The organism is Bradyrhizobium sp. Kon69 (genome assembly GCF_055807515.1).
Window position 1 is genome coordinate 51,964 of sequence record NZ_JBVVOS010000009.1, and the last position, 22,788, is coordinate 74,751.

General features: G+C 64.7%; 21 protein-coding genes. 12 read left to right on the top strand and 9 right to left on the bottom strand.

The features are described from left to right. The first annotated feature begins 4 nt into the window (after positions 1-4). The 4 genes from AC0L3U_RS13950 (at position 5) to AC0L3U_RS13965 (ending at position 4,074) form a co-directional block, all read left to right on the top strand. Complete coding sequence (locus tag AC0L3U_RS13950) at positions 5-628, top strand: urease accessory protein UreE (protein ID WP_473362136.1); 624 nt, start codon at positions 5-7, stop codon at positions 626-628. Then, positions 609-1,337, top strand: a complete 729-nt coding sequence (locus tag AC0L3U_RS13955; RefSeq protein WP_473362198.1) for an urease accessory protein UreF — start codon at positions 609-611, stop codon at positions 1,335-1,337. Before AC0L3U_RS13950 ends, AC0L3U_RS13955 begins: the two co-directional genes overlap by 20 nt. Before the next feature lie 156 nt (positions 1,338-1,493). After that, on the top strand, positions 1,494-2,117 hold the full coding sequence (gene ureG / locus AC0L3U_RS13960) for an urease accessory protein UreG (protein WP_473362137.1): 624 nt from the start codon (positions 1,494-1,496) through the stop codon (positions 2,115-2,117). Between the two features lie 298 nt (positions 2,118-2,415). Then, positions 2,416-4,074 carry a CHASE domain-containing protein gene (locus AC0L3U_RS13965; RefSeq protein WP_473362138.1) on the top strand — a complete coding sequence of 553 codons (1,659 nt, stop codon included), beginning with the start codon at positions 2,416-2,418 and terminating at the stop codon, positions 4,072-4,074. 7 nt (positions 4,075-4,081) lie between these two features. On the opposite strand, the gene AC0L3U_RS13970 is transcribed toward AC0L3U_RS13965, so the two are convergent. From AC0L3U_RS13970 to AC0L3U_RS13990, 5 genes are all read right to left on the bottom strand, one after another. Next, the gene (locus AC0L3U_RS13970; RefSeq protein ID WP_473362199.1) at positions 4,082-4,690 is read right to left on the bottom strand and encodes a TetR/AcrR family transcriptional regulator; all 609 of its coding nucleotides are present in this window, start codon (positions 4,688-4,690) and stop codon (positions 4,082-4,084) included. A gap of 88 nt (positions 4,691-4,778) precedes the next feature. Further along, positions 4,779-5,921: an OpgC domain-containing protein gene (locus tag AC0L3U_RS13975; RefSeq protein WP_473362139.1), complete on the bottom strand. Its 1,143-nt coding sequence runs from the start codon at positions 5,919-5,921 to the stop codon at positions 4,779-4,781. Positions 5,922-6,109: 188 nt separating this feature from the next. Further along, on the bottom strand, positions 6,110-6,565 hold the full coding sequence (locus AC0L3U_RS13980; protein WP_354063005.1) for a hypothetical protein: 456 nt from the start codon (positions 6,563-6,565) through the stop codon (positions 6,110-6,112). Between the two features lie 76 nt (positions 6,566-6,641). Beyond that, complete coding sequence (locus AC0L3U_RS13985) at positions 6,642-7,013, bottom strand: ElaB/YgaM/YqjD family protein (RefSeq protein ID WP_027570222.1); 372 nt, start codon at positions 7,011-7,013, stop codon at positions 6,642-6,644. Between the two features lie 79 nt (positions 7,014-7,092). After that, on the bottom strand, positions 7,093-8,205 hold the full coding sequence (locus AC0L3U_RS13990) for an AI-2E family transporter (RefSeq protein WP_473347390.1): 1,113 nt from the start codon (positions 8,203-8,205) through the stop codon (positions 7,093-7,095). A gap of 209 nt (positions 8,206-8,414) precedes the next feature. Between AC0L3U_RS13990 and AC0L3U_RS13995 the strand changes: the two genes are divergently transcribed. Further along, positions 8,415-9,218, top strand: coding sequence for a L,D-transpeptidase (locus tag AC0L3U_RS13995; protein ID WP_473362140.1), 804 nt, complete (start codon positions 8,415-8,417; stop codon positions 9,216-9,218). Between the two features lie 17 nt (positions 9,219-9,235). Further along, positions 9,236-9,889, top strand: a complete 654-nt coding sequence (locus AC0L3U_RS14000) for a DUF2865 domain-containing protein (protein ID WP_473362141.1) — start codon at positions 9,236-9,238, stop codon at positions 9,887-9,889. A gap of 74 nt (positions 9,890-9,963) precedes the next feature. On the opposite strand, the gene AC0L3U_RS14005 is transcribed toward AC0L3U_RS14000, so the two are convergent. Further along, positions 9,964-12,057, bottom strand: a complete 2,094-nt coding sequence (locus AC0L3U_RS14005) for a methyl-accepting chemotaxis protein (protein WP_473362142.1) — start codon at positions 12,055-12,057, stop codon at positions 9,964-9,966. 272 nt (positions 12,058-12,329) lie between these two features. Between AC0L3U_RS14005 and AC0L3U_RS14010 the strand changes: the two genes are divergently transcribed. Then, on the top strand, positions 12,330-12,485 hold the full coding sequence (locus AC0L3U_RS14010; RefSeq protein ID WP_007599832.1) for a Thivi_2564 family membrane protein: 156 nt from the start codon (positions 12,330-12,332) through the stop codon (positions 12,483-12,485). Positions 12,486-12,552: 67 nt separating this feature from the next. Here the strand turns inward: AC0L3U_RS14010 and AC0L3U_RS14015 are convergent, their stop codons facing one another. From AC0L3U_RS14015 to cysD, 3 genes are all read right to left on the bottom strand, one after another. After that, positions 12,553-14,718, bottom strand: coding sequence for a malate synthase G (locus tag AC0L3U_RS14015; protein ID WP_473362143.1), 2,166 nt, complete (start codon positions 14,716-14,718; stop codon positions 12,553-12,555). 335 nt (positions 14,719-15,053) lie between these two features. Further along, positions 15,054-16,970 (bottom strand): adenylyl-sulfate kinase, encoded by a 1,917-nt coding sequence (cysC, locus tag AC0L3U_RS14020; protein WP_473362144.1) that lies wholly within the window; start codon positions 16,968-16,970, stop codon positions 15,054-15,056. A 19-nt stretch (positions 16,971-16,989) separates the two neighbouring features. Further along, positions 16,990-17,784 (bottom strand): sulfate adenylyltransferase subunit CysD, encoded by a 795-nt coding sequence (cysD, locus tag AC0L3U_RS14025; protein WP_035974680.1) that lies wholly within the window; start codon positions 17,782-17,784, stop codon positions 16,990-16,992. Between the two features lie 245 nt (positions 17,785-18,029). Here cysD and cysG point away from each other — a divergent pair, with 245 nt between their 5' ends. The 5 genes from cysG to AC0L3U_RS14050 are packed head-to-tail and all read left to right on the top strand — an operon-like array spanning position 18,030 to position 22,665. Next, entirely contained in the window at positions 18,030-19,454 is a 1,425-nt protein-coding gene (cysG, locus tag AC0L3U_RS14030) for a siroheme synthase CysG (protein WP_473362145.1), read from the top strand. After that, positions 19,451-19,768, top strand: coding sequence for a DUF2849 domain-containing protein (locus AC0L3U_RS14035; protein WP_007599842.1), 318 nt, complete (start codon positions 19,451-19,453; stop codon positions 19,766-19,768). Before cysG ends, AC0L3U_RS14035 begins: the two co-directional genes overlap by 4 nt. 11 nt (positions 19,769-19,779) lie before the next feature. Further along, entirely contained in the window at positions 19,780-21,435 is a 1,656-nt protein-coding gene (locus tag AC0L3U_RS14040) for a nitrite/sulfite reductase (RefSeq protein WP_247283711.1), read from the top strand. Further along, on the top strand, positions 21,422-21,937 hold the full coding sequence (locus tag AC0L3U_RS14045) for a DUF934 domain-containing protein (protein ID WP_027515473.1): 516 nt from the start codon (positions 21,422-21,424) through the stop codon (positions 21,935-21,937). Before AC0L3U_RS14040 ends, AC0L3U_RS14045 begins: the two co-directional genes overlap by 14 nt. Next, positions 21,934-22,665: a phosphoadenylyl-sulfate reductase gene (locus AC0L3U_RS14050; RefSeq protein ID WP_473362146.1), complete on the top strand. Its 732-nt coding sequence runs from the start codon at positions 21,934-21,936 to the stop codon at positions 22,663-22,665. Before AC0L3U_RS14045 ends, AC0L3U_RS14050 begins: the two co-directional genes overlap by 4 nt. Positions 22,666-22,788: the final 123 nt, after the last annotated feature.

The window sequence follows — 22,788 nt, forward strand, 5'->3', positions numbered from 1 at the left end:
GCGCATGATCCGGGCGACGCAGGTCAGGGGACAACACCGCTTCGCGGAAGCGCCGGCGGATACGGTCGTGCTCGATTTCGACGATCGGCACCGCCGCCGCATGGCGATGACGGGGACGCGGGGGCTTGAGTTCCTGCTCGACCTGGAGAATGCCGTCGCGCTGCGCGGCGGCGATGCGCTGGTGCTGGAGGACGGCCGGCTGGTCGAGGTGGTCGCCGCGCCCGAGCCGCTGCTCGAGATCCGCGGCCAGGATCCGCACCACCTTATTCGTGTCGGCTGGCATCTCGGCAATCGTCACCTGCCGACGCAGATCATGGCCAAGGGCCTGCGCATCCGCCGCGACCACGTCATCGAAGCCATGGTGAAGGGCCTCGGTGCGCGCGTGATCGAGATCGAGGCGCCGTTCGATCCCGAAGGCGGCGCCTATGCCGATGCCGGTCATTCGCATGGACACGACGACCACGCGCATCACGATCATGGCCATGATGATCGTCATGATCATCACGGTCATGATCACCACCATGATCGCGCCGCACATGGCGACGGTCACGATCACCATCACCACGACGAGCATTGCGATCACCCCGATCATCACCACGGCCACAAGCATGCTCATGACCACAAATGAGCCGGTCGCGGCCCGCGACCTCGCGGAGCGCGAGGCGGCGGCGCTGTATCGGTTGATGACCTGGCTGTCGCCCGCGTTTCCCGTCGGCGGCTTTTCCTACTCCAGCGGCATTGAATGGGCGGTCGAGGCCGGCGACATCACCGACACTGCGACGCTGGCGGACTGGCTCGACGCGATGCTTCGCGATGGCTCGGGTTTCTGCGATGCGACGTTTCTGGTCCACGCCTATCGCGCCACTGAAGCGGGTGAGGGCGACACCTTGAGCGATATCGCCGAGCTCGCCGCGGCCTTCGTGCCGTCGCGCGAGCGGCAGCTGGAGACGACATCGCAGGGCCGTGCCTTCATCGACATCGCCCGCGCCGCGTGGGATGCCGACGGGCTGGATGCCATGGTTGCGGCATGCCGGACGCCACTGGTCTATCCCGTTGCCGTTGGCGTGGTCGCCGCGATGCACGGCGTGCCGCTGGCGCCGACGCTGCACGCCTTCCTGCATGCGCTGGTCTCGAACTGGATCTCCGCGGCCAGCCGGCTCATTCCGCTCGGCCAGACCGACAGCCAGCGCGTGCTGGTGAGGCTGGAAGCCGCGGTCGCCACGACGGCGAATCGTGCGCTGAATGCGACGCTGGACGATCTCGGCGGCGCGACATTTCGCGCCGACCTCGCCAGCTTGCGGCACGAGACGCAATATACGCGGCTGTTCAGATCTTGAGTTGTTCGGGACTTATTCGATTGTCGTCCCGGCGAAGGCCGGGACCCATAACCACAAATCTTTGTGGCTATGGGAGGATGTGGTCACAGCGCACCTCGTCAGCTCAGTTCGGTGGCTATGGGTCCCGGCCTTCGCCGGACGACATTAGGAGAGAGCATGCCTACTTCTCACGGTCCCTTGCGTGTCGGCATCGGCGGTCCGGTCGGATCGGGCAAGACCGCGCTGATGGACCTGCTCTGCAAGACCATGCGCGAGCGCTACGACATCGCCGCGATCACCAACGACATCTACACCAAATGGGATGCGGAATTCCTGGTCCGCTCCGGCTCGCTGACGCCGGATCGCATTGCCGGGGTCGAGACCGGCGGCTGCCCGCACACCGCGATCCGCGAGGACGCCTCGATGAATCTCGCCGCGGTGGCGGATATGCGCGCCAAGTTTCCCGGGCTCGATCTCGTGCTGATCGAATCCGGCGGTGATAACCTCGCTGCCACTTTTTCCCCGGAGCTCGCCGATCTCACCATTTACGTCATCGACGTGGCCGCCGGCGACAAGATCCCGTCCAAGGGCGGCCCCGGCATCACCCGGTCCGACCTCCTTGTGATCAACAAGATCGACCTGGCGCCCTATGTCGGCGCCTCCTTGGAAAAGATGGAGACGGACGCCAGGCGCATGCGCGGCGAGCGACCGTTCGTCATGACCAACTTGAAGAAGAGCCAGGGGCTGGACCGCATCATCGGCTTCATCGAGGCCAAAGGCGGCTTGAAACGGGCCGGCTGACCGGCGCGACCACCTAACGCAGGCATTTCTTCCGTTAACGCCATGGGCAGAGCCGTGTCCACGGAACAAATTTCGGTCACGGCGATTGATTACCTCCGGTGCCCGGAGCAAATCCGTCCCGGCCGGACCAACGGCCGGGCGGATTTGAGCTTTTCAGGCAACCCAAGTTGCGTATCGATGCCTCCTCCTCCATTATCTCGGCCATTGGGGTTCACCCTGTTTCGGCACGTGCCCGTTCGAGCGGCGTCCATATGCTCCGTGTTTATTGCCGACCTCCTGCTTTCGCCTGAGTAGTCGCGTGGTCAGGCTGGGTTTCATCATCGGCTTCATTGCTCTGCTCGGAGCCCTGCTCTCCGGGCTCGCGGCTTATCGCGTCCACGACCAGGAGCTGGCGCTGGACCGGATCGCGCTGGCGCGCGCGATCGACGTCCATGCAAGCCTTGTCCAGGACCGGCTCACCGAGCGCGAACTGCTCGCGCGGGTTGCCTCCGGCCTGTTCCGGGCGCCGTCGGTACTCAAGCCCAACATGCTCGAGCCGCTGCGCTCGGCCATCTACGCCTTCAAGACCGATTTCGTGGTGGCGGGGTGGGTCGCCCGCCTGAAGCCGAACGAGCTTGCCGCAGCACAGGCCGCCATCGCGAGCGCCGGCTTCCCCAATCCGAGAATCCGCACCTATGACGACAAGCCGATCGATCCGGCGGGTGTTACCCAGCCCATCGACGTGCTGATGGATCTCGAGCCGCGCAGCAATGAGACCAAGGGGCTGCCCGGCCGGAGTTACGACCAGGACCAGGTGCGCGGCGCCATGCTGGCGCGCGCCAGAGTGGAGAAGAGGTCGGTTGCCTCAGAACCGGTTGCTCTCCTGCGTGGCGACGGGCCGATCGGCATCATTGTGGCCGCTCCCGTTATCCCCGAGGGCGCGACGGAGCCGGCGGGCTTCATCACATTTTCCTACGAGCTCTCTTCCCTGATGCTGACCAATGACGACATGTCGTTGTTCGCGGTCGCGCTGAAGGATCCGCGCCGGGAGGGTGGCGAGCTCGTCGCCAACGATCAAGGCGTGGTCTCGGCCCGCACGACGGCGGCCGATGGGCCGGCGCCATCGGCGACGCGCACGGTGAGCTTCGGTGGTCGCGACTGGCAGCTCGGCTATTACGCCAAGACCAATTCGGCGCGCCGCGCCGAGCAGACTGCGATCATCGTGGCGGCGATCGGCCTTGCGATCACCGCGATGGTGTGCGGCCTGTTCGGCTATGTCGCCTACAACAATTTGCGGCTCAGCCGGGAAATCCAGGTCAGAATCGGCTTCGAGCGCCGGCTGACGGCTGTCATCGACGAGCTCAACCATCGGGTCAAAAACATCCTGGCGGTGATCCAGTCGATCGTGACCCGCACGCTGCGCCATGGCTCCGACATCGATGTCGCGCGCGAGCTGCTGATCGGCCGCATCCACGCCATGTCCAACGTCGTCTCGCTGCTCAGCGAGAGCCAGTGGCAGGGTGTCAAGCTGAAGGGCCTCTTCGAGGCGCGCGCCATTCCGCATGCCGACCGCATCGCCGTTACCGGTCCTGATATCGCAGTCAGCGCGCGCGCGGCGCAGAGCCTCTCGCTGCTGTTCTTCGAGCTCGCCTCGCACTCCGACGAAGGCCTGTCGCTGGTCGGCAAGCATCCGCACATCACGGCCAATTGGACGGTGACGAACGAGGGCGCCGGCGAGGTCTTCTATTTCCGCTGGGAGGAGTTCAACACCAGCGAAGCGACGCGCCGCCCCGATTCCGACTTCGGCCTGATCCTGCTCGACCGCGTCGCGCCCGAGGCGCTCGGCGGCACCGCCAAGCGCTATTTCACCGACGTTTCCTATGTCTACGAGCTGACCGCGCCGATGGAGACCGTCGAGGACATGACCGAGCGCGACCGCACCGACAAGCTGTCGGCACCGATCCGGCCCGCGCGGTGATTCCAGGTTAGCTCTTCGGCCGCAGCACGAGGTCAACCAGATTGCGCGCGTAGGCCGGTGTGATCGGCGGGATGCCGAAGACGTAGCGGTAGAACAGGCTGCCATAGATCGCGTCGTAGAGATCTTCGGGCGGTGCTTCCGCCAGAATGCTGCCGTCGTTTTGGCCGACGGCGATCATTTCGACCAGCGCGTCGCGGCGGAATTGCAAATAGCGGGCGTAGAACAGCTCGGCGGAGCCGGTCTTGGAGATGCATTCGGAGATGACGGCGAGCTGGACCTTGCCGAACTCGCCCTGGAGCGCTTCGGCATAGGCGGCGGCATGGCGGCGTGCGCGCGCGGCGGGGCTGCCCGAGCTTGCAGGCGGCAGCGGCAGCATCTGCGCGGCATGGTGAAGGAAGGCGTCGATCAGCAAGGCTTCGCGGGACGGCCACCATTTGTAGATCGTCATCTTGGAGACGCTGGAGTGGCGCGCGATCGCGTCGATGGTGGTGGCGGCAAGGCCGGTGGTGGCCATCAGCGCATAGGCGCTTTGGAGAATGGCGTTGGTGGTCTCGATCGACCTCGGCCGGCCGCGCCGGGGCGCGCTGTCGGCTCCCTCACCCCCGCCATTCGCCATCACCACGCCCGGCCTCCTCGCGCAATCCGCTGCCGCTCCGCTTAGCCCAGCCGCGATGGCCGGCCTAGCGGAATCGGACGGTGCCGGGCTAGGCCTGTTGCCGCAAGGCCGCCGGCAGGTCCTGCCGCTTCGACCAGGCGATGTAGTATGCGACCGCGGCCATCGCCGCGAAGCCGGCCAGACTCACGGCGATCTGCATCACCACCAAATTGGCGCCGGTGATCAGGATGAGATGGCCGGCGAGGGACAGGAATACGCCGACGCAGAACACCGCGAGCCATTCTTCGCCGCATCGGATGACCACCCGTAGCGATCTCCATTGCAGGCCGGGATGATTGGCCGGGACGAGATGTGTCGCGATGAAAGCGAGCGCGAGGAAGTGGACCACGCGATAGGGCGCGAGGTTTTCCTTGTCGGTCGGCGTGATGTTGTCGAGCACGATGTTCGGCAAGTAGGCGGCAAGCGCCGGCGAGTGGCGCATCAGCGTGATCGCCATCGCGGATACGAGATAGGCGCCCGCAAGCACGCGTAGCCAGGGCAGGCCATGCAGCGCGCGGCTCGACGCACCGGTCACGGCGAACCAGGCGCCCAGCACCATCAGCATCTGCCAGCAGTATGGGTTGAAGGTCCACTCCTGGTCCGGATAGACCCGGAAATTCCATTCGAACCAGCGCGCGGCGACGTACAGCGCGACCGATGCAGCCAGCGTCAGGTTCGGCCGCCGCAACAGCCCCCACAGCGCGAACGGAAAGAAGGCCATCAGTGGGATCATCAGCTGTAACAGATCGAGATTCAGCGGCTCCTCCTGGAGCACGAGGCCACGCACCAGGATGCGCAGCGGGTGTTCGAGAATTCCCGATATGTTGTATTCGTGGATGATTTCGGGCGCCATCGATTGCGAGGCGACATAGGCGATGGTGTCGATATAGATCACGAACAGCACGACATAGGCGGCATACAGCCGCCACACGCGGCGAAAGATGCGCGTCGCCGCGACAACGTAGCCGCGCTCAAGCGCTATCCTGCCGTGAATGATCGCGACGCCATAGCCCACCACGAACACGAACAAGTCTGCGGCGCCGCTGAAGCCGAAGTTGCGCAGCGTCAGCAAATTGACCACGTTGTTCGGGATGTGGTCGACGAAAACCGACCAGTTGGCGATGCCGAGCGTCAAATAGAGCCGGGGGTCGTGATGGAATGCGGCGAGGTTCGCCTGGACAGACGGTTTCATCGAAAAAATGACTTTTGGAATCAGGGGCGCTGCTTTTAGCGGCAACCGCCTGCCTATCCGAGTAGCGTTTGCGTGAGTAGGGACATTCGCGTCGGGCGACGCAAATTTGGCGCGGCGCCCGCGGGTGTCGAATTCCGAAAGATGCGCTTGCGGGACCTATGACGAAATTTTCTAACGCGCGCTAGCCGCTACTCGGCAGGTTCAGCCGATGCCTCGTCGGGTACGCCGGCGCGGCTCGCCATGATTCCGAGGGCGACGCCGCCGATCGCCAGGATCGGCAACAGCCGCTTGATCCCGATGGCGCGAACGATCTGGAGTCCGGTGGCGAGCAGCATCGGGTCTGCGAGCATGCTCGAGGCCGCCGACTTCGTGGCGCGCTCGGCTGCGATATGAGCTTGCTTGCGCAGCTGCCGTTTGTAGACCCAATAGCTCACCGCTGCGGTCAGGGTCAGCAGAAAGAAGATGCCTGCACCGGCGAGGCAGGCCTGCACCGGACCATATTTGTTGAGCACAGAAATGAACGCCGCCGCGCACAGGAAGCACGTTGTGATGAAGAGTGCGAACGCCGCGCCTGCTGCCAGCGATGTCAGCCGCACAGTGGTGCCGGTGGATGCGCTGATCCCGTCGATGATGCGCTGAAACATGGCCTTGCTCCTCAGATCCCCACAAGCCGGCACCGGCGGCGCCGCTGCGCCACCGTCTTAATACCCGTTCGCGATCTCAGCGGCGCCAGACCGCGCCGATCAGGAAGCCGATGCCCAGCGCGAGCCCGACGGTCGCGAGCGGCCGCTGCGTGATCGCGTCCTCCAGCGTCTCCTCGATCGAGCCGTAGGCCTCCTGTGCCGCGCCCATCATCGCGCTGCCGCGCTCCGACATGTCGTCGATCGCGGAATCCACGTTCTCGCGCGCCTGGCTATAGCCGCGGCGGGCCTGCTTGCTGGAGGAGTTGGCAAAAGTATTGAGCGCGTCGGTGATCTGATCGGTGAGGGCGGCGATATCGCTTTTCACGGCTGCTACATCCTTCTCGAGGCGTTCTCGGGTGGCTTTGTCGGTCCAGTCTCTCATCCCGGCTTCGGCATTGGTGGCGGACATCGGGGGGCTCCGAGCTGTTGACGATTGAGACAGCCGGGAAACGTTTCGTCGTCGCGTAAGTTCCGTTCACGGAAACCGATCAGTCCTGCGGGAGCTGCGGCGAATCCTGCGGCAACAGATGCTCCTTCAGGATCAGGGCGACGATCAGCAGCGGCGACGACAGGAACGCACCCATCGGGCCCCACAGCCAGGTCCAGAACGCCAGCGCCAGCAGCACCGCAAGCGCATTGAGCGCCAGCCGCCGGCCGATGATGGTCGGCGTGACGAAATGTCCCTCCAGGAAGGTGATGCCGCCAAAGGCGAGCGCCGCCATCAGGCCGCCGCTGACGGTCGGGAAGGTGACCAGTCCCACCACGACCAGAATGGCGAACATGGCCACCGGTCCGATGATCGGAATGAAATTGAGGGTGGCCGCGAGCGCGCCGAGGCCAGCCGGATTGGGCATTCCGGTGAGGGCGCAGACGATGCCTGCGGCGACGCCGACGCCGACATTGATGAGGGTCACGGTCAAGAGGTAGTTGCCGAGATGGACCTCGATCTCGTTGAGGATGCGTAGCGTACGCAGCCGTGCTTCGTGATCGCTGAAGGTCATGATCATCGCACGTCGCAGGTCCCGCCAACTGGCGATGAACAGGATCAGGGTGACGAAGAACAGCAGGAATTCGGTAAACGTCGGTGACAGGAATTCGATCGTCGGCTGCACCCAATCGAATTTCGGCATCTGGAAGCTTGGCAATCCCTCCGAGCCGCCGAGCATCATCTGCAGCTCTCGCCACAGCGCCAGCGGCCGGTCGAACACGTGGACCTTGTCTTTCAACTGCGCGCCGAGTTCGGGCAGGCGCGAGCTCCATTCCATCGCTGGCGAGGCGATCAGCGCGACGATGAAGCCGACCACGGCGGTCACCGCGAGCACGATCAAGGCGGCGGCGAGCCCGCGCGGCACTTTCTGCTTCTCAAGGAAGGTCGCCGCCGGCGAGAGCATCGTGCCGGTAACGAACGCCATCACGACCGGCAGGAAGAACGCCTTGCCGACATAGAGCACCGCGACGATGGCGATGAGGAGCAGTCCGGCGAGCGAGAAGGCGACGAGCTCGGTGCGGCGGATCACCGGCGGGAGCTCGCCGTGGCTCTCAGGAAGCGGAGTGCCTTCGCCGTTTCCGGAAGTCATACGTTCACTGGGAAGGACGCGCACAATACCTCTCCGGCACGGAGGCTTCGGTCCGCGCGCCCATGACGAGAGGAGAACGTCCAAGCGCCCTGCGGGTTCCATCGCGGCTTCGTGAAGAGACGCTCGCTTGACTGTGACGTCGCTGCTGCATCGCTCCACGGAACTTGTATCGGCTCGGCCGCGTTGATCGAACCAGCGCATCACCCAGATGCGGGCATCCAACGGGGCAGCACATGACAAAGTTCTCTGCAGTCCGACGCCGCTTATCGCCGCGCCGCATCACCGCGTTCGCGTTCGCAACCGCCTTGCTGGCAGTGCCGTTCGGCGCCGCAAGCGCACAGACGCTGGGCTACACCTATCCGCAGGATCAGGCTTACCCGCAGGACCAAGGCTATTCGCAGGGTTATGCAAACCAAGGCTATGCGAACCAAGGCTATGCAAGCCCGAACGCGCAGGCCTCCGACGAGGATGCCGCGCTGCCCGATCGCCTGCGCAAGCAGATTGTCAGCTTCGACCGCAGCGAGCCGGCCGGTACCATCGTCATCGATACCAACAATACTTATCTCTATTACGTGCTCGGCCAGGGCCGCGCCATCCGTTATGGCGTCGGTGTCGGGCGCGAGGGTTTCACCTGGTCGGGCGTGCAGAGCGTCAGCCGGAAGGCGGAGTGGCCGGACTGGCATCCGCCGGCTGAGATGATCGCGCGCCAACCCTATCTGCCTCGCTTCGTCGCTGGTGGCCCCGGCAATCCGCTCGGCGCCCGTGCGATGTATCTCGGATCGAGCGAATACCGCATCCATGGCACCAACGATCCCACCACGATCGGCAAGTTCGTTTCGTCCGGCTGCATCCGCATGACCAACGAGGACGTCACCGACCTGTTCGGCCGCGTCAATGTCGGTGCCAAGGTCGTTGTGCTGCCCAAAAACGCGCCGCTGATGGCCAAAGGCGGGGATTCCGTGCGCAAGCGTCCGGCAGTGACGGCGCTGCCCTCGGGCCGTCAGGCGCTGAACATTTCGAATTCGGCCGTGAACTAAGGGTCGAGTGAGGTCACATGAAGAGACGTTCGATCGGCAAACTCGCCGGGGGCGCGGCGGCATTGGTCGCCGTTGCCTCCTTCGGCCTCGCGCTGACGCCACCGGCCCATGCGGAGGACTTTTTCTCGGCGCTATTCGGCGGCTTTCGCGGGCGGGCGGCGCCCGAGATCCGCATGCCGTTCCAGACCGATGACGCTCCGCGCTACGACACGCCGCGCCAGCGGGCCTCCTATGGCGGCGGCACGGCCTATTGCGTGCGCGGCTGCGACGGACGTTATTTCCCGGCGCAGGGAAATGATTCCGAGAGCAAGGCGCAATCCTGCAAGAGCTTCTGCCCGGCCTCGGAGACCTCACTGGTCTATGGCGGCAACATCGAGGACGCGACCACGGACAAGGGGAAATCCTATTCCGACCTGCCCAACGCGTTCCGCTATCGCAATGAGATTGTCGCAGGCTGCACCTGCAACGGCAAGGATCCGGTCGGGCTCGCTCAGGTCAAGGTCGACGACGATCCCACCTTGCGCAAGGGCGACATCGTCGCGGGCGCCGACGGTCTGGTGGTCGCCAGCCGCAATGCCAACGACCGCCGCGGTGTCGCGATGAATTTCTCGCCGCTGCCGGATTCGGTGCGCGCAAGATTCCGCCAAGTGCCGGTAGTGGCGAAGGAGTAGCCCTCAACGTCGTCCTGGCGAAAGCCAGGACGACGTTGAAGGTGTGGGCGCGGCTCTCTCTTTAACGGCCTACGCTACGCTGCGCGGATCTTGCCGAGGAAGTCGCTGACCTCATGGCCGAGCTGGCGGCTCTGGCTCTCCAGCATCTCGGAGGCGTGCTTCACGTTGTCGGCGGCGGCGGCAGCAGCGTCAGCATCGGATTTGACGCCGGTGATGTTGTCCGAGACGTTCTTGGTGCCCTGCGCCGCAAACTGGGTGCTGCGGGTGATCTCTTGCGTGGCCGCCCCCTGCTCCTGCACGGCGGCGGCGATTGCGGTCGCAACCTCGTTCACTTCGCCGATGATGCCGCCGATGGTCTGGATCGCGCTGATGGCGTCGCCCGCGACCTTCTGGATGTCGGCGATCTGCTCGGAGATCTCCTCGGTCGCCTTGGCCGTCTGGCTCGCCAGCGACTTCACCTCGGAGGCGACCACGGCAAAGCCCCGCCCCGCTTCCCCGGCGCGGGCCGCCTCGATCGTGGCGTTGAGCGCGAGCAAATTGGTCTGTTGAGCAATGGTGTTGATCAGCCCGACGACCTCGCCGATTCGGCCGGCCGACTTCTGAAGTCCCTGCACCGTGCCGTCGGTCTCGCGCGCCTGGGTCACGGCGCGGCTGGCGATGCCTGCGGCATGCGCGGCCTGCTGGCTGATGTCGTTGATCGAGGCGCTGAGCTCTTCCGCGGCGGCGGCAACGCTGTCGACGCTCATGGAGGCGTCGTTGGAGGCCTTGCCTGCGACCTGCACGCGGTCGTTGGTCTGCCGCGACACCGCGGAGAGATCGCCCGAGGTCTTGCGCATTTCGCCGGAGGCTTCGCTCAATTCGCCGAGCGTCTTGCGCACCGCGCCCTCGAACTCGCCGACATAGGCCTCGACCGCGCGCTGGCGCGCCGAGGCGCCCGCATTGCGTTCGCGCTCCTGCGCCTCGATCGTGAGCTTCTCGTTGGCCTGCTGCTTGAAAGTCTCCAGCGCGCCGGCAAGCGCGCCGATCTCGTCGTTGCGATCGAGATAGCCGCTATCGACGGCAAGGTCGCCGCCGGCGACCTTCAGCATGGCGTCCCGGATGGTGTTGAGCGGAGTGATGACGCGGCGGCTGACCAGCATGATCGCGCCGACGGCAAGCCCCACGGCGAGCGCCAGTAGCGTAAGCTGCACGAACAGTGCGCGCTCTGCGGCGCCGCGCTGCTCCTGCGTGTGGATCTTGGCAGCATCGAGCGCACCTTCTGCTACTGCGACCGCGCTCGCCATGCGGCCGACCGTGAGCGGGCTCCATTGGTTCGCCGTCATCTCGGGCTTCTCACCCTTGACCAGCGCGTCCGCGAGACGGTCGCGCAAGGCCAGATATTGCGGCTCGAAATAGGAGGTCTTGGCGGAGGCCATCGCGGAGGCGAGCCCCGCCGGCAACTGCATGCCGGACGTCGACAACTCCAGCGCCTTCCACATCGCGCTCGTGCCGCCGACATGTTGGGTATAGGCGTAGCGGCCTTCCGGCGTGATCTTGCCGGCGGCAAGCCCGGTCGAGACGATCAGCGACGCCTCGCCTGCGGTGTTGCGGAGCAGCCAGGCGTTCTGCTTGATCGACAGCAGCTGGTCGATCGCGGCGTCCAGGTGATTGACGGTGGCGGCGAGCGTGTTCGAGAGCTTGTCGAGCGTGTCGAGAAGTCCCTGCGTCGTCTCCATGTATTCCTTGGGCAGGCCGGCGCGGCGCTGGTCCTTTGGCTTGGCCACATCCTCCCAGAACTGCTTCTGCTCTTCGATCAGCAGCTTGTAGAGGCGCGCGAGCTCCGGCACCAGCGTGCCCGATTGCGGAAAGTCCATGGCCGGCAGCAGCTCGATCGCGCGCGCCATGGCGGGCATTTGGGCATCGCGCAGGGCGCGCAGATATTTCTCAATCTCGCCGTCCATCGGCTCGGTCGCGTTCAGGAGGCGGACCGTAGTCGAGCGGTCGGTGCGCAGATTGTGCATCGCCTTGAACAGATCGGCGGACGTGTCGGCGATCTGCGAGATGCGGTTGGCGGTCTTCAGGCGATCCCAGGACTCGTAGGCGGTGAGCGAGAGTGCGATCACCACGCAGACCGACGTGATCGCGATCACCGCCTTCAGCAGCGCGGATACGGTCAGACGATTCAGCATCGAAGTCCCCCAATTCCCATTACAAAGTGCGTGAAATCGCCCCGGCAACATCGGAAAACTGGGCGCACGCAAGACCAGGCAATCGCATGCCGTTTGTGGCTCAGGGCCCAAACGGTGACTGCATCTGAAAGGAAAAGGGTAAAGTTTTAGGCAGGCCGGCTGACGGTAGAAGTACGGAATTACTAGAAGTTGCAGAGGGTTGCGTCGATGGAACCGGCGCGAGAGTTGTGCGTTAAGAAGCGTCAGCAACTGGTCTAATGGGGGTCCTAGCAATGTTGGTCGGCGTCCTCGTCACCTTTCTCGTCGTCATTCTCGTACTTTACCTCATCAACATGCTGCCGATGGACGGCCGCGCCAAGCAAATCGCGCGCGTTGTCGTCATCATCATCGGGATCGTGTCGCTGCTGAAATATCTGGCAGTGTTCTAGCCGCGCTACTGCTCCAACAAAAAAGCCCCGGCGCGAGCCGGGGCTTCTGGTGCTCGCTTATTCGGGCCTACCCCGCCGCTTTGGCCTCGCGGCGGCGGGCGGTGAGGATGTATTCGGTGTAGCCGTTCGGCTGCTCGCGGCCCTTGAAGATGAGGTCGCTAGCCGCCTTGAAGGCTGTGCCGTCGAAGGCGGGCGCCATCGGCTTGTAGACGGGATCGCCCGCATTCTGCTTGTCGACGACGAGCGCCATGCGCTTGAGCGATTCCATCACCTGCGCCTCGGTGATGACGCCCTGGTGCAGCCAGTTGGCGAGGTGCTGGCTGGAGATGCGCAAGGTGGCACGGTCTTCCATCAGGCCGACGTCGTGGATGTCAGGCACCTTGGAGCAGCCGACGCCCTGGTCGATCCAGCGCACGACATAGCCCAGAATGCCTTGGCAGTTGTTGTCGATCTCCTGCTTGACGTCGTCGGGAGCCCAGTTCGACTTCGACACCGGGATGGTGAGGATGTCTTCGAGCTTTGCCCGCGGGCCGCCCTTGGTGAGTTCCTGCTGGCGCGCGGTGACGTTGACCTGGTGGTAGTGCAGCGCGTGCAGCGTCGCCGCCGTGGGCGAGGGCACCCAGGCGGTGGTGGCACCGGCCTGCGGATGGGCGAGCTTCTGCGCAAGCATGTCCGCCATCTTGTCGGGCGCGGCCCACATGCCCTTGCCGATCTGGGCATGGCCGGGCAGGCCACAGGTCAGGCCCATGTCGACGTTCCAGTCCTCATAGGACTTGATCCAGGGCTGCGCCTTCATCTCGTTCTTGCGGATCATCGGACCCGCTTCCATCGAGGTGTGGATCTCGTCGCCGGTACGGTCGAGGAAGCCGGTGTTGATGAACATGATGCGCTTGGAGGCGCGCTGGATGCAGGCCTTGAGGTTGACGGTGGTGCGCCGCTCCTCGTCCATGATGCCGACCTTGAGCGTGTTCTCGGGCAGCGACAGCATCTTCTCGACGCGATCGAAGATCTCGCAGGTCAGTGACACCTCGTCGGGGCCGTGCATCTTCGGCTTGACGATATAGGCCGAGCCGGTGCGGCTGTTCTTGACCTTGGAATTGCCTTTCAAGTCATGGACGGCAAGAAGCCCGGAGACGGCGGCGTCGAGCAAGCCTTCCGGAATCTCCTCGCCCTTGTCGTCCAGCACCGCGTCGGTGAACATGTGGTGACCGCAATTGCGCATCAGTAGCAGGCTGCGGCCGTGCAGCTTGACCTCGCCCTTGCCGTCAGGCGTCTTGTAGCTGCGGTCGGCATTGAGCGAGCGCGTCAGCGTCTTGCCGCCCTTCTCGAAATCGGCCGACAGCGTGCCGTTCATCAGGCCGAGCGTGTTGCGATAGACCAGCACCTTGTCTTCGGCATCGACGGCCGCGACCGAGTCTTCCATGTCGAGAATGGTTGAGACCGCGGATTCCATGACCATATCCGCGACGCCGGCCGGATCGTCCTTGCCGATCGCGCTGGTGCGGTCGATCTTCACCTCGACATGCAGGCCGTTGTTGGCGAGCAGCACCGCGCTCGGTGCGGCTGCGTCGCCTTGGAAGCCCGCGAATTGCGCGGCGTTCTTCAGCGCGGTGGCGTTGCCGCTCTTCAGCTTCACCGCGAGCTGGCCCGCGACCACGCTATAGGCGGTGACGTCGGTGTGACTGCCGGTCGCCAGCGGCACGGCGGCATCGAGGAAGGCTTTCGCTTTTGCGATCACCTTGTCGCCGCGCGCCTTGTTGTAGCCTTTGCCGCTCTCGGATGGATCGTGCGGGATCGCGTCGGTGCCGTAGAAGGCGTCATAGAGCGAGCCCCAGCGCGCATTCGCCGCGTTCAGCGCGTAGCGTGCATTGGTCAGGGGCACGACCAGCTGTGGGCCGCAGATCTTGCCGATCTCCTCGTCCACATTGGCGGTCTCGACCTTCTGCGTCGCCGGCTCCGGGACGAGATAGCCGATCTCCTTCAGGAAGGCAGTATAGGCATTGAGGTCGAACGCCTTGCCCTTGTTGGCGCGGTGCCAGTCGTCGATCTTGGCCTGCAACGTGTCGCGCACCGCCAGCAGCGCGCGGTTCTTCGGCCCCAGCTCCTTGATGATGGCGGCGAGCCCGGCCCAGAACGCATCCGGCGCGATCCCCGTCTTCGGGGCCGCTTCCTTGGCGATGAAATCGAACAGGACGGGAGCGATCTTCAATCCGTGGGCGTCGACGCGTTTCATGATGGGCTTTCTCGTTGGAAATGGCTGTTTTTGGCTGCTTTTGACCCGACAGCAGCAAAATGCGCTCCAAGGAGCGGCTTTCAGGGTCTTATTAGCCCCAAAATCGGGGCCGTGAGAAGGCCCCCAAAAGTTGTCAAAATGTCAAGGCGAGTGGCGCCGCTAGTGTCGTCCTGGCGAAGGCCAGGACCCATTACCCCAGGGAGGGGTTTGGCGAACACTCGTCGTCCGGTACTTCGACCGTGCCTAACGGATAGATCACGCGGTATGGGTCCTGGCCTTCGCCAGGACGACACCGATGATGTGGCGGCGCGTGGGCTCCCTCAAGCTGAGCCGGCTCAAATATTCGCGGCGAGGTCCACGAGTTCGTCGAACAGCACGCCGGTCGTCTTGAGCATCTGTTCGATCTCGTCCGCGGCTTCGGCGACCGTCCGCGTCGAGGTGTCGATCACGAGCTCGGCGGCCTCGGGCCGCTCGTAGTCGTTGAGGATGCCGGTGAACGACGCGAGCGTGCCGGCGCGGGCCTTCTTGTAGTGACCCTTGGGGTCGCGCTCCTCGCAAATTTCCGCAGGCGTCGCGACGTGGATCTCGCGGAACGAAGTGTCGGCGATGCGGCGCGCGGTGGCGCGGTCCTCGCGGGCGGGCGAGACAGCGGCGACAATGGCGATGTGGCCGTTACGGGCGAGATGCGTCGCGACTTCGGCGAGACGGCGGATGTTCTCGCTGCGATCGGCGGCCGAGAAGCCGAGATCGCTGTTGAGCCCGGCGCGCAGCGTGTCGCCGTCGAGCAGGATCGGCGAGCCGCCATTGCTGAACAGCCGCCGCTCCAGCGCTTTTGCGAGAGTCGACTTGCCGGAGGCGGGGAGGCCGGTGAGCCAGACCACGGCGCCGTTGTGACGATAGCGCGCGGAGCGCTCGTCGGGCCGCAGCGCGGACTCCACCGGCACGATGTCGACGGGCACGGCGCGCTGGCCGGCGTCGACCGACAGCACGAGACCGCCGCCGGCGATGCGCCCGGACACCTCGATCACCAGACGGCCGGTGCGCGGATTTTCCGTGTAGGGGTCGGTGGCAATCGGATTCGAAAGGGAAATGTCGATCTCGCCGACATGATTGCGCCCGATTGCCTTGTTCTCGACGCTCGACAGCTCGCCCGGATCAACCGCCTTCTCGATCGCGACGACGGTGGCGCGGCTTTCCTTCGGTCCGCAGCGAACCAGGAGCTGGTCGCCCTTGCCCAGCGGCTTGTCGTGCAGCCAGAAGATCCGCGCGCGCAGCCGCCGGGTCTCGCGCGGCGCGCTGTTGGTATGCGCGATGATATCGCCGCGTTCGAGGAACAGCTCGCGGTCGAGCGTGATGCCGACCGAGCGGCCCGCACCCTGGCGGCCCGCGACCGGCGTCACCGGCCAGCTCTCGACCGTCTTGATCCTGGCGATCTTGCCGGCGGGCATGATCACGATTTCGTCGCCGGCAACCAGGCTGCCGGATTCGATCCGGCCCGCGACGATGCGGCGGTCGTCGAACTTGTAGATCGCCTGCACCGGCAGGCGCAGCGCCAGCGCTTCCAGCGGCCGCGCCGGCTCGAGCCTGTCGAGGGCTTCGACCACGGTCGGACCCTTGTACCAGCCGATGCGGTCGGTCCGCTCGGCGACGCCGTCGCCGTCGCGGGCGGAAATCGGGATCACGGCCGTGGGCTTCACACCGAGGCCTTGCAGATGCGCCGAGATCTCGTCGCTGATCTCCCTGAAGCGTTCGGCGGAGAAGTCGACGCGGTCCATCTTGTTGACGACGACCGCGACCTGCTTCACGCCGAGCAGATGCAGGAGATAGCCGTGCCGTCTCGTCTGGTCGCGCACGCCTTCGAGCGCGTCGATGATCAGCACCGCGCCGTCGGCCTGCGAGGCGCCGGTGATCATGTTGCGCAGGAATTCGGCGTGGCCGGGTGCATCGATCAGCACGATGTCGCGTGAATTGGTGCGGAAGCGGATCTGCGTGGTGTCGATGGTGATGCCCTGGTCGCGCTCGGTCTGGAGCGCGTCGAGCAGGAACGACCATTCGAACGGCATGCCGCGCCGCGCGCTGACGGCCTTGAGCATGTCGAGCTTGCCGTCGGGCAGGCTGCCGGTCTCGTGCAGCAGGCGACCGACCAGCGTCGACTTGCCGTGGTCGACATGGCCGACGATGACGATGCGGACCTGCGGACGCGTGGTGCCGTTCGGGGTGGCAGGCGATGCGGGGGTGACGATCATGTTCATACGACGCTCGCGTCCTTGATCAGAGATAGCCGGCGACGCGCAGGCGCTCGAAAGCGTCCTCGGTCTCGTGGTCGAGCGCGCGGCCGGAACGTTCCGGCACCTTGGTCTGCTCGAGCTCGATCAGGATCTCGTCGATAGTCGACGCGTTTGAGGCGACCGGATTGGTGATATCCTGATCGCCCAGCGAGCGATAGCGCTTGCCGTTTTGCGACAGATACAGCGGGATGATCGGGATGTTCTCGCGCTTGGTGTAGGCCCAGATATCGGACTCGGTCCAATGCAGGATCGGATGGATGCGCAAATGCGCGCCTTGCGGCGGCGACGCATTGAAGTGGTCCCAGAACTCCGGCGGCTGGTCGCGCACGTCCCAATTGCCTTCGAGCCCACGTGGCGAGAACACGCGCTCCTTGGCGCGCGTCGCCTCCTCATCGCGGCGAATGCCGGCGATCAGACCGTCGAAACCGTATTTGCCGAGCGCCATCTTGAGGCCCTCGGTCTTGCGCGCGGCGGAACGGGCGGCGGGCGGCAGCGTTGGGTCGACGGCATCAATCGGCGGGCAGGGCTCGACACGCAGATCGAGATCCCATTCCTTGCCGTAGTGATCGCGGAAGCGATACATCTCCGGAAACTTCTTGCCGGTGTCGACATGGAGGGCCGGAAACGGCAGACGGCCGAAGAACGCCTTGCGCGCCAGCCAGATCATGACGTTGGAGTCCTTGCCGAGCGACCATAGCAGGGCGATCTTCTTGAGGCGGCCGAAGGCTTCGCGGAAGATGTAGATGCTCTGGGCCTCGAGCTGGTCGAGATGGTCCATGCTCGGGGCAAGGTCGGCAGAAAATTCTTGCGCGGACACGCGCTCGGCGAGAGCGGGGCTGCTCAGCCCGCCAGCAGTGGAATTGTCCTTGAGAAGATGCATCTCTGCCACTTTGCGTTTGGAGGCGAAAATTCTATAGTTGCGGTGCAAGGGAGAAGAAAAAATTTTCTCTTTGCGCGCTCGAAACGACACATATATAGAAAATAATTCCAGTCAACCCCGGATGTGGGGTAAGCGAGTATCGTATGCGGTTCTTGCCCGTGTTCCTCGATCTCAAGGCCGGTCCGGTGGTCCTCATCGGCGCGGGTGAGCTTTTGCGCGCCAAGCTGCGCGTGCTGGCCGCTGCCGGTGCGCGCATCCGCGTGCATGCGATCGACGGCAATCAGGACCTGGGCCTGAGCTCCGAGGACGCCGCGCGTATCGACATTGCGGCGGCCGATCCGCTGACCGCCGATCTCTCGGGAATCATCGCGGTCGTTTGCGCCGGCGCAGGCGATGTCGGCGTCGCGATGTCGGTCCGCGCCAAGGCGCTCGGGCTGCCGGTCAATGTCATGGACGATCTCGAGCATTCCAGCTTCATCTTTCCGGCGATCGTCGATCGCGGCGATGTCGTGGTCGCCGTCGGCACTGGCGGCACGTCGCCGGTCGTGGCGCGGCGCGTACGCGAGAAGATCGAGGCGCTGCTGCCGGCGCGGATCGGCGAACTCGCCGAGTTCATCGGCGGCTTCCGCAAATCCATCAACGAACGTATTGCCGAGTTTCCGCTGCGCCGCCGCTTCTGGGAGCGCGTCATCGACGGCCCGATCGGCGCCGCCATTCTGGCCGGCCGCAAAGGCGAGGCGGACGCGGCGCTCAAGGCGATTTCCGATCCATCCGCGTTCGCGCGGGCCGACAAGCCGGAAGGCTCGGTCGCGCTGGTCGGCGCCGGCCCCGGCGATCCGGATTTGCTCACCATCAAGGCGCTGCGCGCGCTTCAGGATGCCGATATCGTTTTCCATGACGAGCTGGTCTCGCCTGAAATTCTCGACCGCATCCGCCGCGACACCACGCGCGTGCCGGTCGGCCGCCGCGTCGGCAAGCCCGGCATCGGGCAGGACGCCATCAACAAGCGCATGATCGAGGCCGCCCAATCCGGCCAGCGTGTGGTGCGGCTGAAGGGCGGCGATCCCTTCGTGTTCGGCCGTGGCGGCGAAGAAGTCGAAGCGCTGCGTGCTGCCGGCGTTGCCTATTCGATCATTCCTGGCATTACCGCAGGTCTTGGTGGCGCCGCCGATTTCGAGGTGCCGCTCACCTACCGTCACGAAGCAACCCGCATCACCTTCCTCACCGCGCATAAGGCGCGCGACGCGGAAGTCGTGGACTGGTCGACGCTGTCCGACGCCAGGATGACCGTCGTGGTTTACATGGGCATGACGGCTGCGCCCGCTATACGCGCCGGCCTGTTTGCCGCCGGCCGTTCGCCGGAGACGCCGGTCGGCGTGTTCGCCCGCGTCACGCGTCCCGATGCGCAAGGCGCGATCGGCACGCTGCGCGACCTGCCCGAGCTGGTGCGGCGGACCAACGGCGGCCCTGCCATTCTCATCATCGGCGATGTGGTCCGGCATGCCGGCTCACTTCGCCGCCAAACCCCAAAGCAAATCATCTCTGACCTATTGGATGCAGCCGAATGACCTCCCCGCTTGAGCAGAAGAAGATCAAAATCGCCGGCCCCTCGGTCGTGACCGCCAACCGCACCTGGGACGGCATTGTGGTTTACCGCACCGCCGCCAAGAGCTGGTCCGCGGATCTCTCGGAAGCCGCGATCGTGCGCAACTCCGACGAGGCGAAAGCGTTGCTTGCGGAGTCCGTCGCCGATGACGTCGGCGCAATCGGTCCCTATATCGCCCCGGTACAGGTCGGCGCCGACGGCAAGGTCGAACCCGGCAATCTGCGCGAACAGATCCGCCGCACCGGCGTGACCATCGGACAGCCGGTCCAGGTTTAAGGCATTCTCTCATGTACGCTTACGACGAAATCGACCGCACGCTCGTCAACGAGCGCGTCTCGGAATTCCGCGACCAGGTGAAGCGCCGCCTCTCCGGCGAGCTCACCGAGGACGAGTTCAAGATCCTGCGGCTCCAGAACGGCGTCTATCTGCAACTGCACGCCTACATGTTCCGGGTCGCGATCCCCTACGGGACGCTGGCGTCGAACCAGTTGCGGGCGCTAGCCCACGTCGCGCGCAAATACGATCGCGGCTACGGCCATTTCACCACGCGGCAGAACATCCAGTTCAACTGGATCAAGCTCGCCGAGCTGCCAGATGCGCTGGCCGATCTCGCCGAGGTCGGCATCCATGCGATGCAGACCTCCGGCAACAACATGCGCAACGTCACTTCGGACCAGTGGGCCGGCGTCGCGCCCGGCGAGATCGAGGATCCCCGCATCTGGTCGGAGCTGATTCGCCAGCACACCACGCTGCATCCGGAATTCTCGTTCCTGCCGCGCAAGTTCAAGATCGCGATCACCGCGTCGGACCACGACCGTGCCGCGATCAAGATCCACGACATCGGGCTGAAGCTGATCAAGAACGAGAAGGGCGAGACCGGCTTCGAGGTTCTGGTCGGCGGCGGGCTTGGACGCACGCCGTTCATCGGCAAGACCATCAAGCACTTCGTGCATGGCCGCGACATTCTCAGCTATATCGAGGCGATCCTGCGCGTCTACAACCAGTACGGCCGCCGCGACAACATCTACAAGGCGCGCATCAAGATCCTGGTGCACGAGCTCGGCATCGAGAAGTTCTCGCGCGAGGTCGAGGAGGAGTGGCAGCACATCCGCAACTCCTCGCTCCAGATCGACGACGAGGTGGTCGAGGACATCCGCTCGCGCTTTACCTATCCCGCCTACGAGAAGCTGCCGCACAATCCGGACGAGCTGCGCCAGGCCGCGGCCGATCCCGATTTCGAGGCATGGCGCAAGAACTCGGTCGCCCCGCACAAAGTCCAGGGCTATTCCATCGTCACGATCTCGCTGAAGCCGATCGGCGCGCCTCCAGGCGATGCCACCGCCGAGCAGATGGATGCGCTCGCCGACCTCGCCGACAGATATTCGTTCGGTGAGATCCGCGTCGGCCACGAACAGAACCTCGCTTTGCCGCATGTCGCCAAGCGCGACCTGCCGGCGCTATGGAAGGCGCTCGACAAGCTCGGGCTGGCGACGCCGAACGTCAATCTGATCACCGACATCATCGCCTGCCCGGGTCTCGACTATTGCTCGCTGGCTAATGCGCGCTCGATCCCGATCGCGCAGGAACTGACGCGGCGCTTCGCCAATCACGAGCTGGCCAATCTGATCGGCCGGTTGCACATCAACATCTCCGGCTGCATCAACGCCTGCGGCCATCACCATGTCGGTCACATCGGCATTCTCGGCGTCGAAAAGAACGGCGAGGAGGTCTACCAGATCACGATCGGTGGGCGCGCCGACGAGAGTGCCGCGCTCGGCAATCTGATCGGCCCCGGCGTCAAATTCGACGAGGTTGCCGATGTCGTCGAGGACATCGTGGAAGCCTATCTGGCGCTGCGCGAGCGGCCCGAAGAGCTGTTCATGGACACCGTAAAGCGCCTTGGCGTCGAACCCTTCAAGGAGCGCGTCTATGCCACTCGTTAACGGCGGAAAGATCGCCGACGACAGCTTCGTCAAGCTCGCCGTCGACACGCCGCTGCCCGAGGGCGGCGACATCCTGGTGCCGGCCGAACGCTTCGTCGGCGAGGCCGATACGTTGCTCAAGCGGACCGGCAAGGTCGGTGTGATCTGGCCGAACAATCGCGACATCGCCGAGCTGGTACCCTATCTCGGCAAGATCGCCGTCGTCGCGCTGGTGTTCCCGACCTTCCGCGACGGACGCGCTTACAGCCAGGCGCGGCTGCTGCGCGAGCGCTACAATTACCGCGGCGAATTGCGTGCGACGGGTCAGATCCTGCGGGACCAGTTCGTGTTCATGCTGCGCGCCGGCTTCGATTCCTTCGACGTCAAGAAGCAGGCCGACGCGGAAGCCTTCATGCAGACCGCGAAGCGCTACTCGGTATTCTACCAGCCCACCGGTGACGGCCGCATCACGGCGCTGCACCGGCGCATGCAACTGCGTCACTCCGAAGGAGTCGGCACGTGAACGTAGTCGCGTCGCAGGTTTCGCCCATCTCCGTCTCGGCGCTGCCCTCGGCGGAGGAGCTTGATCGCGCCTTGCGCGATGCCTCGCCCGCCGAAATCATCGCCGCGGCGCTGAAGACGGTCGGGCGCGACAAGCTTGCGCTGGTGTCGTCCTTCGGCACGGAATCGGCGACGCTGCTGAAGGTCATGGCCGATGTCGATCCGGCGATCCCGGTGATCTTCCTCGACACCGGCTGGCTGTTCGAGGAGACGCTGGCCTATCGCGACACGCTGATTGCGACGCTGGGCTTGAAGGACGTCCGCTCGATCAAACCTGCCGAGGAGACGCTGTCGCGCGAAGATCCCGACCGCGACCTCTGGTTCTCCGATCCCGACGCTTGCTGCCGTATCCGCAAGGTCGAGCCGCTGGCGCGGGCGCTGAAACCGTTCGACGCATGGCTCAATGGCCGCAAGCGCTTCCAGGGCAGTACCCGCGCTGACATTCCGGTGGTCGAGGACGACGGTGCGCGGTTGAAGTTCAATCCCTTCGCCAATGTTTCGCGCGAGGAACTCGAGGCGATCTTCGCCCGCGCCAAATTGCCGCGTCATCCCCTGGTTGCGTCGGGATTTCTGTCGGTTGGGTGTATGCCTTGCACGAGCAGAACGACTGAGGGCGAGGATGAGCGTGCCGGTCGCTGGCGCGGCCGGGCCAAGACGGAATGCGGCATCCACACGATGAAGACTTCGTAGCAAAGTTACGCTGCCCTGCTACGAACAAGAAAATCCGTTTCCGTTGACTTAAGCGCGTTTCGCCCCGAGTTATGCCCGCACGTCTTCGCTGACACCGACGTCATCGAAGTGAATGGAGATGGA

Bases quoted from the DNA above. Each gene is read 5' to 3' on its own strand.
- AC0L3U_RS14000 (WP_473362141.1), top strand. From the start codon at position 9,236: ATGAAGAGACGTTCGATCGGCAAACTCGCCGGGGGCGCGGCGGCATTG.
- AC0L3U_RS14040 (WP_247283711.1), top strand. From the start codon at position 19,780: ATGTACGCTTACGACGAAATCGACCGCACGCTCGTCAACGAGCGCGTC.
- AC0L3U_RS13955 (WP_473362198.1), top strand. From the start codon at position 609: ATGCTCATGACCACAAATGAGCCGGTCGCGGCCCGCGACCTCGCGGAG.
- AC0L3U_RS13975 (WP_473362139.1), bottom strand. From the start codon at position 5,921: ATGAAACCGTCTGTCCAGGCGAACCTCGCCGCATTCCATCACGACCCC.
- AC0L3U_RS14010 (WP_007599832.1), top strand. From the start codon at position 12,330: ATGTTGGTCGGCGTCCTCGTCACCTTTCTCGTCGTCATTCTCGTACTT.
- AC0L3U_RS13985 (WP_027570222.1), bottom strand. From the start codon at position 7,013: ATGTCCGCCACCAATGCCGAAGCCGGGATGAGAGACTGGACCGACAAA.
- AC0L3U_RS13995 (WP_473362140.1), top strand. From the start codon at position 8,415: ATGACAAAGTTCTCTGCAGTCCGACGCCGCTTATCGCCGCGCCGCATC.
- AC0L3U_RS13970 (WP_473362199.1), bottom strand. From the start codon at position 4,690: ATGGCGAATGGCGGGGGTGAGGGAGCCGACAGCGCGCCCCGGCGCGGC.
- AC0L3U_RS14005 (WP_473362142.1), bottom strand. From the start codon at position 12,057: ATGCTGAATCGTCTGACCGTATCCGCGCTGCTGAAGGCGGTGATCGCG.
- AC0L3U_RS14035 (WP_007599842.1), top strand. From the start codon at position 19,451: ATGACCTCCCCGCTTGAGCAGAAGAAGATCAAAATCGCCGGCCCCTCG.
- cysG (WP_473362145.1), top strand. From the start codon at position 18,030: ATGCGGTTCTTGCCCGTGTTCCTCGATCTCAAGGCCGGTCCGGTGGTC.
- cysC (WP_473362144.1), bottom strand. From the start codon at position 16,970: ATGAACATGATCGTCACCCCCGCATCGCCTGCCACCCCGAACGGCACC.
- AC0L3U_RS13950 (WP_473362136.1), top strand. From the start codon at position 5: ATGATCCGGGCGACGCAGGTCAGGGGACAACACCGCTTCGCGGAAGCG.
- AC0L3U_RS13980 (WP_354063005.1), bottom strand. From the start codon at position 6,565: ATGTTTCAGCGCATCATCGACGGGATCAGCGCATCCACCGGCACCACT.
- ureG (WP_473362137.1), top strand. From the start codon at position 1,494: ATGCCTACTTCTCACGGTCCCTTGCGTGTCGGCATCGGCGGTCCGGTC.
- AC0L3U_RS14015 (WP_473362143.1), bottom strand. From the start codon at position 14,718: ATGAAACGCGTCGACGCCCACGGATTGAAGATCGCTCCCGTCCTGTTC.
- cysD (WP_035974680.1), bottom strand. From the start codon at position 17,784: ATGGACCATCTCGACCAGCTCGAGGCCCAGAGCATCTACATCTTCCGC.
- AC0L3U_RS14045 (WP_027515473.1), top strand. From the start codon at position 21,422: ATGCCACTCGTTAACGGCGGAAAGATCGCCGACGACAGCTTCGTCAAG.